The sequence below is a fragment of the Mucilaginibacter sp. CAU 1740 genome (assembly GCF_039839285.1).
In the GTDB taxonomy this organism is placed as follows: Bacteria; Bacteroidota; Bacteroidia; order Sphingobacteriales; family Sphingobacteriaceae; genus Mucilaginibacter.
This window is the reverse complement of record NZ_JBDOQS010000022.1, coordinates 21,294-35,473: the sequence shown is the minus strand read 5'-3', so window position 1 is coordinate 35,473 and position 14,180 is coordinate 21,294. Positions and strand designations below refer to the sequence as shown.

Genomic DNA, 14,180 nt, shown 5'->3' with positions numbered 1-14,180 from the left:
CTCAATTAAAATTTATGCAAGTAAAAAATTTACTTCCCATTTTGGGCATAATCCTGCTTCTATCCGCATGCGGTAAAAAAGCCGACCCAGCGAAAAATGACGAGCAAAAGCTGGTGATCGGCGATGGAAGCGCATGTAAATTGCCTCATGCAAATCCATCTTATGATCTGGGCCTGGGCTTCCCTCGGGATGGCTACCGGCAGAAAACCACCGGTACCGTCAACGTGGCCGTAATCTTCGTTGACTTTTCTGACGCCCAGGCGGTGAGAACTCCCCAAAACATATTCGGCTATATGTCACCCGGAGCCGAAAACTTCCTTAGCTCTGTATCCTTCGAAAAACAAACTGTAGTCTTCAGACCTCTTTTCAAGTGGTTTCGTATGAGCAAACCCTCTACAGCGTATGGCTGGAACGCTCTTACTTTTAACCTGCACCAAGCCTACATTCAGGAAGCGGTCAACCTAGCGGATCCGGAATACGACTTTTCGCAAATTGATCAGATCGTGATCATGTCGAACCCGGATGGCGGGGCATTGTTTAACGGTCCGGCCTTCATCGGTGTGCCTGGTAACGGAATCGTGGCGGATGGCAGGGTAATTTTGAATGCGGTAACATCCGGGCAGGATCTCAAAGTGTTTACCAGCCTTTGGTTTCCGCATGAGTTTGGACATTGCATGGGGTTGCCGGATCTCTACCGGTATGCGGCGCCCCAACAGGTATTCGTCGGTGATTTCAGCCTGATGGCCAACATTTTGGGGACGGCACCTACTCAAAACGCCTGGGAAAAATGGTTTTTAGGCTGGTTTAGCGACAGCCAGGTGATCTCAGTAACAGGACAAGGTAGTGGTTCGGCAAAGCTTACCCCGGTCGAACTACCCGACGGCCCAAAACTACTGGTTTTTCCACTTGATGCTACGAGTGCTGTAATTGTAGAAGACCGGCGCGCTTTAACCGAGGACCAGAATCTTATGAAAGCCGGGCCGCTCGTCTATCTCATGGACACCAAGATTTCAAATGGCTATGGCCCGATGAAAGTATTGCCGATTGAAACAGATGATCAAACCCGGCGAGATGCTCCCCTAAGCGTTGGAGCATCGGTTACTTATGGCGGCGTAACGCTGACCTGCACTGCATCCTCGGCAGATGGCAGCACTATTTCTTATGAACGAAAATAATGATCTAACCTATCCTATAGCTGGATTTAAAGCGAAGCCGTGTCAGAACGAAAATTCGTCCTGACTACGGCTTTTACTCAATCCCGTTGTCTGCACGAACCAATTTATTGATGACTTGAAACGATTTTGTACTTTATTTGATGATTGAGGCAGATTCATGAACATCTAACCTTTTGTAATAGAACCCCGAAATCGTATAGCTGCACTAATCGGTTGATCCGCTAATCTTTTAGATTTGAATTGGAAATATTACCAAATGGCCTCCCCTCTTCAGTATTTGGCGTCGAGCGCACGATCAAGACTAATTGACAATTACGGTTTTGTTTTATTGGCCTTTTATAAGAGTTGCGTAAAAGTCAACACTTAACGCACGATGACCACTTTCGGATTATTCTATAGAGGGTGACCAAAGTAAATCATTCGCATTTTATCTTGATTTTTCACATTGGCATAGTTGGTAAGTTATAGGTAGCGATGACTTACCGAAACTATCAGGTTAGAAAATTAGAAAGGAAGAATTTGAAACTATTCTTATAATTTCAATTTTTTACTTTTCTCGATTTGAACCTTTAAGGGTCGAGAATGTCTTCCAGCAAACTCGGTAAGCAGGGATTATTTAAGTAAAAGTTAACCTTACCAGCCAGTGGAAAGCTAAAATGCTCTTATTGCTTCCCTTTGCCTTGAAGAAATCAATGGGGACTATTAAGCTGACAAGGTGCTATTGTTAATTTGTTTTCTCCATCAGTTATCTGTAACAATCGAATCATTGTACCATCTAATCGCAAATCTTAACCATGAATAAAAACAACCCAACCGCCCGTTGGGCCGGTCTGTTATACCTGATCGTCATTATTTGCGGCACCTTTTATCTGCAATATATCCCTTCGACCATTAGGTCACAAAACAAAAACCTATCCTATGCCGAAAACCTGATCAGCTCGCCGGCGCTTCTTAAATCCGGCATTGCTACAGAGATCCTTTGCTGGATCGCCTTCCTTTTACTCGCCCTGATGTTCTACCGATTGTTTAAGCCCGTTAATCAATTTATCGCCGGGGTCATGATTACATTTGCAGCCGTCCAGGTGCCTATCGCTTTCCTCAATTTATCCAACAAGCTTTCCGTACTCCATTTGATCCAAGAAGGCATCTTGCCAAACACGATCAATACCGATCAAGCTTTAGCGCAGATCAAATGGGCCTTAGAGAACTATCAAAATGGTAACCAGCTGAACCATGTTTTCTGGGGGCTTTGGCTGCTCCCGCTTGGTTATCTCGTCATCAGATCGGGTTTTCTTCCAAAATTTATTGGATTTGTATTGATCACGGGCTGCTTTGGCTACCTAATTGATTTTTTTGGATCCCTGTTCAATGCCGCCTATGCCAATAGCGCCTTATCCGATTATAGCACATTACCCGCCGGGATTGGAGAGATTGGTATCTGTCTTTGGTTATTAGTGGCTGGCGTAAAACCATCAAGAATATCAACAGTAATACAAAACTAAGAGCTATGTCTAAATATCAAGATTTCCAGATCAATGTCAAATTAAAGCTCGCGGCCTTGTGGACCGCGCTCATGTTCTGCTACATCTACGGAGACTTCTTTACCCTCTGCGTACCCGGCCGTATCGAAGAATTAATGAAAGGACAAACCGGCACAGGTTCCACAACTCCAACCCTACTACTCCTTTACGCCGTGCTGTTATCTATCCCTCCGTTGATGATTTTCTTAAGCGTGGCAGCTCGTCCGAAGGTCAACAGAATATTCAATTTATTGGCAGGCAGCATTTATACCCTGGTCATGATCCTGGTGGTCGGCACATCGATCAGCAAGTGGATGGTTTTCTATATTTACCTTGGTATCATCGAAATCGTCATTACCTGCACAATTGTCGGGTATGCATGGTCATGGCCCAAAAAGCAAACATGAGCTTTTAAAAACAACATACAAGCAGTGATACAAGCTTGAATTGACCAGAAGTTAAGCTCCATTTTCATCTGAATTAATTTTCAAACAAAAAGCGGGTAAACCATAAGTTTTTTTGTAAAGAAAGGGTTCTTTCCATTTATTTGCCATTGTTTATAATTAGTCTAAATAAAAATGAAGAAAATTTTACTCCTGTTTTTCTTATTAATAAGTGTCGGCTCAAAAGGTATGGCTCAGGTTACAAACATAACCGGCCAGGTTAACGACGAAAAAGGCGCAGCCATCCACGGCGCGACCATCAAAATTTTAAATACGAATTTTGCTACTACCACAAACAAAGAAGGCCATTACAGCCTGAAGGGATCGCTCCCATCTACCATCGAGATCAAGGTGAGCGCCATCAGCTACAAAAGCCAGCAAAAACAGGTTAACATTACACTAGGCACTGAAAACCGGTTTGATTTTACCCTACAGGAAGATTTGAACGAATTGCAAACCGTAGAGGTAACAGGCCGTAAGCAAAGTTCCTACAAGAACGACAACTCTTTCTCTGCAACTAAAGTGGACATGAAAATGGTGGATATCCCGCAATCTATTTCTACGGTAACCAAAGAACTGATGCAGGACAGGCAAGCGGTAAAACTGAACGATATTATACAGAACGTGGCCGGTGTAACCCAATTTTCCAATTATGATGACGTGACCATGCGCGTTTCCGTAACTCGGGCAGCGACGGTCGCCTGATTAACGGTTTAAGGACCATCAATACCTATGGTGCAAGCCCAATGCTTGTCAACATCGAGAAAGTAGAATTTATCAAAGGCCCAGCTTCAGCTGTATTCGCCAATACCAATCCCGGCGGAACGATCAACATGATCACCAAGAAACCGCTGGAGGAAGAACACCAGTCAATCCAGTTCAGTACAGGAAGTTTCAATACTATTCGTACCCAGGCGGACCTAACGGGGCCACTGGATCAGGATAAAAAATGGCTATATCGGTTAAACATGGGCTACCAGAATGCTAATACCTACCGTACCAACATTATCAACAATGCTTATGTAGTAACACCGTCTATCTCGTTTTTGCCGCAACCAGGTACCTGTTGCAACGCTGACCTGTTATATACCAACTACAAAACGCAGTTTGACCGCGGCATCACCCTCCCTGAAAACACCAATAATATATTCGAACTCCCGCCAAGCGCCAACATTGGCCAGCCCGGCGATTTCATGAACCAGCAGAACCTGGCTTTAACTTTATCATTTAGTCAAAAGATCACGGATAAACTGAATTTCAACGTTTCTTATCTGAAGGTAAGTGCAGATGAACAGCGCAATAAACACGGTATTAACGGTTACGTTAACCGCGACAGCATCGATATGTCTTTTTATGATGTACGTTCGCAACAACGAAGCGATAACGTAAGCGCTTACCTCACCTGGAAAGCCAACACCGGTTTTGTTAGCCACAACATCGTGGGCGGTTATGATTACCTCACTGCAAGCTATATCGGCTTTGATCGCAGTGCTTATGGTTCTGCCGATGGTGTTGAAGGATTTAACCTGGTTAATCCGTCATACCTGTTAAGGAATACCAATTAATATCATTTCGATCCGGCTAATGAAAATCGTTATGGCGACCGTTACATTACCCGGGGCGTTTACTTACAGGATGTACTTAAATACAAGAGGCTGCAATTGTTATTAAGTTTAAGGCAGGAATTTTACAAATACCCAAAAGCGGATGCCACAACCAATTCTTATATCCCTGTTACCCAAAAACAAAATAAATTACTGCCGCGTATTGGTTTAACTTATGTCGTAACTGATAATGTGAATGTTTACGCCACCTATACCACTGGTTTTGAGCCACAGGATGGTGCAACCATTGGTAACCCAAGGGTTGGGGGACCGTTTAAACCGTTAACAAGCTCATTGATAGAGGGCGGAGCGAAAGCAGAGTTCCTGAACAAACGCCTGTTTGTGGGTACAGCGGTTTACCAGATCATCCAGAAGAACGTGCTGGTTAGCGCCAACGACCTGAGCAACCCGGACCTGCTGAAACAACGTGGCCAGGAACGCTCAAGAGGTATTGAACTGGAAGCAGGTGGCAAAGTAACATCAGACCTGAGCATCCAGATCAGCTATACTTACAATGATGCGAAGATCACCAAAGATGTGGAAGGTGACTCTGATCACCTGGTGGGCAGAACTAAAGAAAACGGGCCAAAACACATTAGCGGCAGCTGGATCAAATATATCTTGCCGGATGGAACACTCAAGGGCTTTGGTATCGGTTTAGGACACTCTATGGTTTCAGGACACCGGAATACTTACGATACCAACCTTCAACTTCCCGGTTATACCGTATTTAATGGTGCACTTTATTACAAGGTACAGCGTTTCCAATTGGGCCTAAACGTTAACAATTTAACCAATAAAGAGTACATGATCGGCGGTTTCAGCTTTCAGCGTGTTTTCCCTGGCGCGCCACGTAACTTTATGCTAACCGCAGGTTATTCGTTCAAAAAATGTTCAAAAAACCAGCATTACTATTACATCGCTGGCTCGGCTTTATGGCCGGGCTGGTGCTGTTTTAAGCCTTGCACCTGCATCGATATTTGTATTTGAAAAAGAACTGACGGATTGGTATTATCATGATCTCGTATATATCAATCACCCTTTTGCTACAGGCAAAGAGAAGCAACCGGTATCAGCGATCAGAGTAATAGCTCAGCGCTCATTAGGTACTAAAAAGCCAGTCAACGAGATCCTGATCTCAAAAGATGACCGCAGGGCCTACGTATGCTCTGCCTACCAGGTAAATGCAGTCTTCAAGCTCACATTTTTCTCCGAATATGCTTACTGGGACCAGTTATATATTGACCCTTATAATGGTAAAGTATTGGGTAAAATTGACATGCGTTATGATTGGATCCATTTGCTTCGGGTTATACACCAGCAATTGTTGCTGAACTATAAAGCCGGACATTGGCTCATCGCCGTAGCTTCACTGATCATCTTTATTTCGATCATCACCGGCGTGGTTTTGTGGTTTCGAAAAAAAAAGGCTGCATTTAAACAACGTTTTACCATTAAATGGCGTGCCCGCTGGAGGCGCGTAAATTATGACATTCACAATTTAGGCGGCTTTTACACGCACTTACTGATCTTTTTATTGGCAGCGACGGGATTAGTCTGGAGTTTTGACTGGTGGGCGAATGGCATCTACCGCCTGTTAGGCGATGATCCCAAAACCGTTTTTACCCATCAACAAAAGGTGCAAGCAGGTAACCGGCATCTAAATGGCGACCCACTGGATGCGGTTTGTCATGATGCTTTAACCAAACGATTAAACTGGACCCTGTTGTATATAGCTATGCCTGGTTCCGGTGAAGAACCTGATACCGACCAGTTTTCGGTATTTCTCAATTTCAACGACCACGGGGGCTGGGATGAATCTGACAATTACGGCTATAACAAGCATACAGGTATACTGGTAAGCCAAAACCTCATGGAGCATAAAACCATTGGGGAGAAATGGCGGAACTCTAATTATGCCATTCATACGGGAAGCATTTATGGTTTACCTAATAAAATACTTGCTTCTGTCACAACGATGTTTTGCGCTTTATTGCCGATAACCGGTTACCTGATCTGGTGGGGAAGGCGCAGGAAAAATAATAGCACAAGAAAACATAGTTAAAAAGGTGTCCCTCACAATAGCAAAGCAAATGAATGGCTACGAAGATGAGATGAGGGTATTTATAGGGCAGCTGGTATGTGAGTGCGCTGGGCGCGCTGGCTTTTATGCTGATTATTCTTCAGGTGGAGCGGCAAGTCATTATGTCGGAAGGAACGGGGAAGGGTAAATATTGGGTACGCGGTGCAATCGCTTTGATTATGGCGGTGATTGGTTCTATCATCATTGATCAAATCATTTTCCGGGAAGATATTGCGCACCGGCAGCTTTTCGAAATTAACGCACAGGTAGATTCGCTGATGCCAGCCAAAGAAGCTGAATTAAAACGGCAGGCCGCAGGTATCGATTCGACTCTTAGCCAAAAAGAAGCAGGACAAAAAGCATTGAAAACAGAGGTAGATAAGACGCCGTTTGTACAGATGGAAAGCAAGGAGACAAGACCTGTTCCTGCATCTACCACCACCATTGATTCAATCACCAAAACGCCGGTTACACAGACAAAAATAGTGACTAAAACATTTTATGTGGTTAATTCTGTTGAAAATCCCAAAAAATCATTGATCGTTGCCTTAGATCAGCAGATCAAAGACCTCAGAGATATCAAGATGCGTTATGACGACCGCATCGTTAAGCTCCGGGAGGAGGTGGAATAGCAGGCCAAGGCAAATACCGGTTTTCTCTATGAACTAAAACTGATGGCCGGTATTTTACGCCAATCTCCGCCTGCACTTGTCGTCTGGCTATTGTGGTTTTTACTGCTGCTCGGGATAGAAATATTTATTTTGGTGAACAAACTCAGCCATCTCGAAACGGACTATGATGTTAAAATACAGCATCATATGGAGCTGCAGAAAAGGAAATTGAAACTGCTGGGCATGCAAACGCCAGCAATATAAAAAAACAACGTTAACCTAAACCTTATCACCTATCAAATTATGGGCTGGTCTTATCGTAAATCATTGGGTTCAGGGCCATTCCGGGTCAGTTTTTCAAAAAGCGGCATCAGTTATTCTGTTGGCGTCAAAGGCGCACGGGTGAATTTCGGTCCAAAAGGCACCTATGTAAACCTGAGTTCCCACGGTATCAGTTACCGCCAAAAAATTTCCGGTTCTGCTCAAGCATCGTCTCCCATGCGGTCCGGTAATCCTGCTGTAGTTCCTGCCAGGTACGAGCTGGTGCACAACATCGCATCTGCATCGATTGGGCAGCTGACAGAGACGGATTCAAAGGGGTTTATCGATGAGCTGTCGCAAACGGCGTCGAAGAATTGCTGCCTGCTCTGTCGTCGGATAACACCCCCTAAGCTAAAAACCAATGTTTCCGCCAACATTTCATACATTTATAGCGCTTGATCGGCAGCCAGAAAAAGAACGTTTTCATTAAGAAAGATCTTCGGATACGTTGGAAACTGGAACGTGGGGCACCACAATGGCACGTTTGTTCGTTAGGTCGGGGAGCAGGCATGTTAATTATCACCGTTATTAGTTGTTAGATCTTCTTATAACGGTTTATAATTGGCGTATCAAATATAGCGAAATGCTCTAAAGTAGATCAAATTAAATAGATTTATAGAGAAGTTTTAAAGCGAAGGGATTGCTTTCGCCTAATAAAATAGGTTTGGCTTACTGTTCGTAATAGCGAATATGAGCTGGCTTTTAAAGAATACGATATTTCCAGAATGACCTTTTAGCAATTATTTTTTGCACGTTGATTTACGCCTACTGTTAAATGGAGACTGCCAAATAGCGTTCAAATGCTCCTTTCATCAATTGGCACCTATCTGAAAGCTTCGGCTTTCATTTTGAGTTCTCAGGATAATATTTACATTAAAGTTTGGAATGCCGCCTAAATCATCGGCGATGATGCGATATAGGTAATCAAAAGTGATGAATACGTCTTGTATGTCGCTCGGAAGACTGATGACAATATCCGTGTTTTCGATGGAAATAAAGGTGTTATATGGAGGCGGAAGTTCCTGGGACAGGTAGGCCTTTATCATCTCCAGGAGGGTCGAGCCAATCATTTTTTGTAAGAATAACTTAAAATCATAAAATACCGAATTATACCAGCCTTGAGCGAAGATAAGGCAACCAGTAATGCTGTTTGGAATAAACCTAATGCGCTAAATCTCATAGAACTATCTTTGCACCTGTCTCGTATAATGGTAAACCCTGTTATCATGATTATCAGCTCTTATTTGGGGACAAACTCAAGACCGATTATCTTTTTTAAAAGAGCCATGTTTAAAAAGCTTTTGCATCTGGTTGCCAAACCACAACGTAAAACAGAAATTGATCAGATCAAAAAAATGATTTCTGATAACAATACTTCAATTCAACACATCCATAACAAATTGTTAGGATTAAAATAAATGAAAGTCAGTGTATATATTAAAAAATATTGATGTTCTACCAGATAATTACTACATGCAATTTGCTTTAATTCCACAGAAAGTTTCTGGGGTACTTGCTAATATATCTGCCGTCCGCCGCTCAAAAGGTTACAGCGAAGAATACATGGCGGATATCATGAACATGCCCCAAGATACCTATACTGGCATAGAAGCCGGCAACATTGCATTAACATTGCAAAATGTTATAGAAATCGCTTTCATTTTCCAAATCGATACTGCGTCGCTGCTTACACTTGATATTCCCAAATTACCTATATTGCGTTTAGTTATATAGTTTTTGAAAGCCGCAGGATGAAATGAAGATCATTGAGTTTAACTTTAAAATGCCTTTAAACCCTTTAATCCTCGAATTGCAGATCTACTGCAAAAAGCTGATCCTTTCACCTCATGACACCTGCATCGTCAATCTTTATGATCTTAGAAAAAGGATGCAGTCACAGGCGGAACTGATAAGTTTAAATTATTCTTACTCTGACTGCGAAGACATCCGGTACGAGATACGCACATCGATGACCGTCGATAGGTTTTATCTTATATATAACGATGAAATCTTTGTTTCGTTAACGGCCCAAAAAAAGAGTTTGTATTCGCTTTCAAAGATCTCGACAATTCAAGATATAATTAGCGCGTTAACCGACTAACACCATTTCATTTTCTGCCTTTTTGTCGAATGCATTCATCGTCCTGTAATTGATAATATCCAAGGCTTGCATGTCAAATATGTGCGCTATATGCAGCAATCGCTCAACCGTAAGCCTGGTATGCCCTAATTCTATCTTGCTATAGGCATTCTGAGATATTTGCATCCTTGCAGCCAGGTAATCTTGTGAATAGGCTTTATGTTCTCTGATGCTCCTGATATTCGATGTAATCTTCTTTGTCTTTTGAATTATAATGTTGTCCATTTGTTCGCATTTACCCTTATAACAACCCTTACAAAGGGACCAGCGGGCACATGATTATTATTGCAATTTTAATACCGTATCAATGGACGCTTCATTAGGGCATGTTCTGTGTATTTGGTGTGCATTTCTTACTCAAAAAGAGGCAAAATTGTCTCACCGTGAAATTAGCTTATGCTGGTTTCGTTTAAATACGTATCTTGTGAAAAATCCCCTAATATGTTTCTAAACGGAACCCTCAACGATGAGAGGTTTCAGTTTGATGTTGAACTATTTGCCGATCCAAAACATTACCTTACCTTTCTGATCCAAATCACTGAAACTACTTACTTACTGGCGCACAGGAGCATCATGACTAAACAATTGGTGCAACTTTCCGGTAGCTATATTAACCCTGAACTACTCGAAGCTATTTCCCACGCAATCGAACTATCCGATGAAATCAAATTAAAAGTTAGTGTGAAACCCCTTAGAGAACTTAATAAAGCTTATTTAAAATAAATATTTGCTGGGGGATTTGTCAGACAAAGAACCCCTCGGAATTGCGAGGCCGAAGGGTTAAATTAACTTTTGCGAACACAGCAAACCTTTTACTGTTTTCAACGACTAAGATACGGATAATACTATACTTTAAAGGGCATTTTTAAGGTATAAGTTCTTTCGCGATTCGGATGCTGATAGCCCCTTACTGATTGCATTGTAGATACTGATCCAGTTCGTCGATAAGCAAATCAGATGAATGACGAGCGTAAGGTCGGCAAGAATGACGATCGGAAAAATCATGGCTAAATAACCATTTATACGATAAATCTAAATGGTGCTTTTCTTTATCTCTAAATTATGAAGCCGTTGTGTAAACCTGCTTTCTAACTGCACAATGCTTAGCTGTTACAATTGCAACATAGTCGGCTAAATAAACTTCATTTATTGATCACGTATCGTTTGCTTTTAAGATTATTGTTCCATACGAATAATTGTCAATATAGTTGACAACTTGCCTAAAATAGTACCCAATCCCGTAGCCTACACGAACCAATTTATAGATGACCTTAAAAGGTTCGCAGTTCTGTTTGATGAATAAGGCCGATTTCGGAATATCTATCCTGTTTTGAGTCGAACCTGAAAACACTGTTCTATTTGATGATGAGCTTTAGCAACAGAGAAAAGGTAATTTTAATTGTTTAATGTTTTTTCTACAGGTTCAAGCCCCATTAGAGTTCACCATAACGGACAAGTCCGATAATTCGGCACTTGTCCAGTTTTTTTCCTCTCATAACTTACTTTCGATAAGTAAAATACATCCCGAAAATTCATTGAGACAATTAGTTCGATGTTGAGTCCTGCGGGCTGGTTTGAACACTCCGAGCTTTACGTAACGGCAAAAAATTTTAAAATCCCGATTGGGTAGCCATAACTATCAATAGTTATAAAAAGTGATTTAAATGGGAACCGTCCGAGAAAAAAGTATGATGAGTTGCGTGCGCGGCTAAGTGGTAGAAGAAATTGCTATTCCTACGTTAACGATCCAGGGAGGCTCAGATAGTTGCTATCCGACAAAAGGGTCAGCAGAATTTCATGGCTAATTATCAATTTATATAAAAGTTTGTGACCCCTACTTCCTGACACTTCCCGATGCGCGAAGCGCCTTATATCGTTGGAGAAAAACTTTCAGATTATTTTAGGATATACAGCTTATATTTGCTGGAATGCCACGAAAATGAACGTTAATCAAAGCCTTGATTCCTTTTTTTAGCCGGCTTATCACCGTGTTTCAATATTTCCTAATCAGTTATTAGGTATATGGGCGTGGAATCCTTGGTTTAAAAGAGGATAGCGAAGATCCGGTCCCGTGAAATGGACAAAGCCTGATAGACATTTCTTAAGTCGCTACTTGGAAACTTTTTTGGTCGTTTTATCAATCAGATGGCGATGATTTAAAGAAGGACCTTGGAAGGCCATACGGCATAAAAAGACAAAACTTTATAATGTCGACAGTATTGAGTCCGACCTATTTTCCTTTGCACTGAACCATTACTTTTACTGTGCGGAGGATAACTTGAATATCGGCGCGGATGTTCGGTTTTTGCAGATACTGAAGGTCGTATTCCATCCTTTCGCACATTTCTCCGACACTTTCGGCATAACCATAATAGACCTGCCCAAGGGAAGTTACCCCGGGCCGAATCCGGTGAAGTCTTTTATATTCGGGATTTGTTTCCACGATCCTGTCGATGAAATAACTGCGCTCAGGCCTGGGCCCGACAACGGACATATCTCCTTTCAGGACATTCCAAAACTGAGGTAATTCATCAAGCCGGGTCCTTCTGATCACCCTCCCCCATTTGGTTATCCTGGGATCATGCGCATTCGACAGCTGGGGGCCAAATTTTTCGGCGTCGACATACATGCTCCTGAACTTGTAAATATGAAATGGCCGCTCATCTTTACCTACCCGCTCCTGCCGGTAGAATACAGGCCCAGGGGAGGATACTTTCGTGATCACATAAATAACAGCAAAAACCGGGAATCCCAACAACATCAATACGATGCTGAAAACAATGTCGAACACTCTTTTCCAAACCTCCGTCTCAGGCTTGATGGACACATGTTCCGTTACAGGGACAGCATTCCTGAATTCCTCTATTCCCTCTTTTCCAATAAAAATAGAAGAAAAAAACGGTTCCGCTTGAGAAGGTTCGACTACGGCAGTATCGATACAAAGCTCTGTATCAAGGGCTTCGTTTTTGTAAGCGACACTTAAGATGTCACCCTGATCGTCCTCCCGGTATTCCCGGAGCACCTTGGTCAGATCGGTAGCCGGGTTCAGATGTACAGCTGCGAAATGTTTTTTGAAGATTTTTGGCATAGATAGCGTTATTACAGATCACAAATAAGGCGTCAATAACTCACTTGCTTATGGTTTCTGATACAACAACTAAACCAAATGGAACAGCGGATGAGGTTTCGTTATAAATAAATAATAATCATCATAATTACATCGATTATCATAGCACAATATTCCATTTCTTATTTTTTATTTTCCTTAAACACAGGTAAATCGCAAAGTCATCCTTTGCTCCTGAACGTTTTTTAGTACACAGTGTATTTCTTATCACATATTCCCGTACTACCGCCAATATGAGCGGTGCATGGACAAATTTCTTACTAGGGAAACCGGCATTTTTTTAAAGAATTTCCCCAATGAGTAGCCAAGCAGTTTAGCGCCCACAGCTGCTATTACATGAAATACCTTAGCCGGGTTTTTCCTGGAAATATAACGGAGTTCAGATTTGACGTATTTTAAACCTTCGCCTGTAGGCTTTCCGTATTTTTCAATAAGCCAGTGGTTTTGCTAGTGAAAGACCCGCGTATCAAAATAGTGCTTAAAATCTTCTTTTACCTTGTAATTATGCGAATGATATACGGTAGCCGGAGCTACGTAAGCTTTTTTAAAGCCCGCTTCCAGCGTTTTGGCAGCGACGATAGCATCCTCCCCCATAATAGCGTACGACGGGAACCCGCCTACCAGGCCGAGGGTCCTCTTACGGTAAGCGGCAAAAGAATTTGAACAGAAAAACACTTTAAAACCTTTTCGTCCAATGTCCTGAATCGACAGGACTTCGCTGGCATCCGGATAGTTGAACAAGCGCAGATGCGTTTCCAGCGGCTTGGCGTTCAGATGAGGAAGCTGGCGCCCGTAGGCCATGCCCACTTCCGGGCCATCAAAGGCGCTCACCAGGTTTTTGAGGCTTTCATTGGAGGCCAGGATCGCATCCTGGGTGAGGAATATGCATAGTTCAGTCCCGTCCCCGGTAAGATCAACCAGGTTCTGCCTTACACGCTCATGGTTGAACTCTTCTTTCTTTATCGAGCGCACTTCAAACCCGTATGCGATCGCGGTAGCGACCGTATCGTCAGCAGACCCGGAGTCAATAATCAATTTCTGAGATACTTTCAGTGATTGTTGTTCAATGCTATCCAATAATCGAACCCATGAACTCCCTGCATTCAAAGTCGGGATGAGAAGGCTTAAGTTTTTGTTATCCATATCATATGCTGAT

14 protein-coding genes and 2 pseudogenes are annotated in these 14,180 nt (G+C 42.5%); 12 read left to right on the top strand and 4 right to left on the bottom strand.

All coding sequences use genetic code 11. The features are described 5' to 3' along the window. Positions 1 to 14 precede the first annotated feature (14 nt). The 9 genes and pseudogenes from AAFN85_RS31250 to AAFN85_RS31210 all read left to right on the top strand — a co-directional run bounded on the left by AAFN85_RS31250 (position 15) and on the right by AAFN85_RS31210 (position 8,156). Positions 15 to 1,175, top strand: coding sequence for a hypothetical protein (locus AAFN85_RS31250; protein WP_347531900.1), 1,161 nt, complete (start codon positions 15 to 17; stop codon positions 1,173 to 1,175). A 794-nt stretch (positions 1,176 to 1,969) separates the two neighbouring features. Continuing rightward, a complete protein-coding gene (locus tag AAFN85_RS31245; protein ID WP_347531899.1) occupies positions 1,970 to 2,677 on the top strand; it encodes a DUF4386 domain-containing protein in 708 nt (235 codons plus the stop codon). Between the two features lie 5 nt (positions 2,678 to 2,682). Further along, on the top strand, positions 2,683 to 3,102 hold the full coding sequence (locus AAFN85_RS31240) for a DUF6326 family protein (protein WP_347531898.1): 420 nt from the start codon (positions 2,683 to 2,685) through the stop codon (positions 3,100 to 3,102). Positions 3,103 to 3,273: 171 nt separating this feature from the next. Continuing rightward, positions 3,274 to 3,843 (top strand): carboxypeptidase-like regulatory domain-containing protein, encoded by a 570-nt coding sequence (locus tag AAFN85_RS31235; RefSeq protein WP_347531897.1) that lies wholly within the window; start codon positions 3,274 to 3,276, stop codon positions 3,841 to 3,843. A gap of 41 nt (positions 3,844 to 3,884) precedes the next feature. Next, positions 3,885 to 4,703: a hypothetical protein gene (locus AAFN85_RS31230; protein ID WP_347531896.1), complete on the top strand. Its 819-nt coding sequence runs from the start codon at positions 3,885 to 3,887 to the stop codon at positions 4,701 to 4,703. 36 nt (positions 4,704 to 4,739) lie between these two features. Next, positions 4,740 to 5,732, top strand: a pseudogene (locus AAFN85_RS31225) (TonB-dependent receptor); the annotation flags it as partial. Then, a complete protein-coding gene (locus AAFN85_RS31220; RefSeq protein ID WP_347531922.1) occupies positions 5,620 to 6,807 on the top strand; it encodes a PepSY-associated TM helix domain-containing protein in 1,188 nt (395 codons plus the stop codon). The pseudogene AAFN85_RS31225 and the gene AAFN85_RS31220, both read left to right, overlap by 113 nt. Before the next feature lie 77 nt (positions 6,808 to 6,884). Next, positions 6,885 to 7,700 (top strand): annotated as a pseudogene (locus tag AAFN85_RS31215) (DUF4407 domain-containing protein). A 39-nt stretch (positions 7,701 to 7,739) separates the two neighbouring features. Continuing rightward, on the top strand, positions 7,740 to 8,156 hold the full coding sequence (locus AAFN85_RS31210) for a DUF4236 domain-containing protein (RefSeq protein WP_347531895.1): 417 nt from the start codon (positions 7,740 to 7,742) through the stop codon (positions 8,154 to 8,156). Positions 8,157 to 8,569: 413 nt separating this feature from the next. Here AAFN85_RS31210 and AAFN85_RS31205 read toward each other — a convergent pair whose 3' ends face one another. After that, positions 8,570 to 8,827, bottom strand: a complete 258-nt coding sequence (locus AAFN85_RS31205) for a hypothetical protein (RefSeq protein WP_347531894.1) — start codon at positions 8,825 to 8,827, stop codon at positions 8,570 to 8,572. Between the two features lie 48 nt (positions 8,828 to 8,875). Here AAFN85_RS31205 and AAFN85_RS31200 point away from each other — a divergent pair, with 48 nt between their 5' ends. Further along, positions 8,876 to 9,175: a hypothetical protein gene (locus AAFN85_RS31200; RefSeq protein ID WP_347531893.1), complete on the top strand. Its 300-nt coding sequence runs from the start codon at positions 8,876 to 8,878 to the stop codon at positions 9,173 to 9,175. A gap of 55 nt (positions 9,176 to 9,230) precedes the next feature. Then, positions 9,231 to 9,491, top strand: a complete 261-nt coding sequence (locus AAFN85_RS31195) for a helix-turn-helix transcriptional regulator (protein WP_347531892.1) — start codon at positions 9,231 to 9,233, stop codon at positions 9,489 to 9,491. A gap of 355 nt (positions 9,492 to 9,846) precedes the next feature. On the opposite strand, the gene AAFN85_RS31190 is transcribed toward AAFN85_RS31195, so the two are convergent. Continuing rightward, a complete protein-coding gene (locus tag AAFN85_RS31190; protein WP_347531891.1) occupies positions 9,847 to 10,122 on the bottom strand; it encodes a helix-turn-helix transcriptional regulator in 276 nt (91 codons plus the stop codon). A gap of 216 nt (positions 10,123 to 10,338) precedes the next feature. Between AAFN85_RS31190 and AAFN85_RS31185 the strand changes: the two genes are divergently transcribed. Beyond that, positions 10,339 to 10,620, top strand: a complete 282-nt coding sequence (locus AAFN85_RS31185) for a hypothetical protein (protein WP_347531890.1) — start codon at positions 10,339 to 10,341, stop codon at positions 10,618 to 10,620. Between the two features lie 1,507 nt (positions 10,621 to 12,127). On the opposite strand, the gene AAFN85_RS31180 is transcribed toward AAFN85_RS31185, so the two are convergent. Both AAFN85_RS31180 and AAFN85_RS31175 read right to left on the bottom strand, forming a co-directional pair. Next, positions 12,128 to 12,985, bottom strand: coding sequence for a sugar transferase (locus AAFN85_RS31180; RefSeq protein ID WP_347531889.1), 858 nt, complete (start codon positions 12,983 to 12,985; stop codon positions 12,128 to 12,130). 486 nt (positions 12,986 to 13,471) lie between these two features. Then, positions 13,472 to 14,167 carry a glycosyltransferase family 2 protein gene (locus AAFN85_RS31175; RefSeq protein ID WP_347531888.1) on the bottom strand — a complete coding sequence of 232 codons (696 nt, stop codon included), beginning with the start codon at positions 14,165 to 14,167 and terminating at the stop codon, positions 13,472 to 13,474. Positions 14,168 to 14,180: the final 13 nt, after the last annotated feature.

What these genes read in the sequence shown, in the direction of transcription:
- AAFN85_RS31245 (WP_347531899.1), top strand. Translation starts at nt 1,970, where the DNA reads ATGAATAAAAACAACCCAACCGCCCGTTGGGCCGGTCTGTTATACCTG.
- AAFN85_RS31240 (WP_347531898.1), top strand. Translation starts at nt 2,683, where the DNA reads ATGTCTAAATATCAAGATTTCCAGATCAATGTCAAATTAAAGCTCGCG.
- AAFN85_RS31235 (WP_347531897.1), top strand. Translation starts at nt 3,274, where the DNA reads ATGAAGAAAATTTTACTCCTGTTTTTCTTATTAATAAGTGTCGGCTCA.
- AAFN85_RS31205 (WP_347531894.1), bottom strand. Translation starts at nt 8,827, where the DNA reads ATGATTGGCTCGACCCTCCTGGAGATGATAAAGGCCTACCTGTCCCAG.
- AAFN85_RS31210 (WP_347531895.1), top strand. Translation starts at nt 7,740, where the DNA reads ATGGGCTGGTCTTATCGTAAATCATTGGGTTCAGGGCCATTCCGGGTC.
- AAFN85_RS31250 (WP_347531900.1), top strand. Translation starts at nt 15, where the DNA reads ATGCAAGTAAAAAATTTACTTCCCATTTTGGGCATAATCCTGCTTCTA.
- AAFN85_RS31180 (WP_347531889.1), bottom strand. Translation starts at nt 12,985, where the DNA reads ATGCCAAAAATCTTCAAAAAACATTTCGCAGCTGTACATCTGAACCCG.
- AAFN85_RS31230 (WP_347531896.1), top strand. Translation starts at nt 3,885, where the DNA reads ATGCTTGTCAACATCGAGAAAGTAGAATTTATCAAAGGCCCAGCTTCA.
- AAFN85_RS31175 (WP_347531888.1), bottom strand. Translation starts at nt 14,167, where the DNA reads ATGGATAACAAAAACTTAAGCCTTCTCATCCCGACTTTGAATGCAGGG.
- AAFN85_RS31190 (WP_347531891.1), bottom strand. Translation starts at nt 10,122, where the DNA reads ATGGACAACATTATAATTCAAAAGACAAAGAAGATTACATCGAATATC.
- AAFN85_RS31185 (WP_347531890.1), top strand. Translation starts at nt 10,339, where the DNA reads ATGTTTCTAAACGGAACCCTCAACGATGAGAGGTTTCAGTTTGATGTT.
- AAFN85_RS31195 (WP_347531892.1), top strand. Translation starts at nt 9,231, where the DNA reads ATGCAATTTGCTTTAATTCCACAGAAAGTTTCTGGGGTACTTGCTAAT.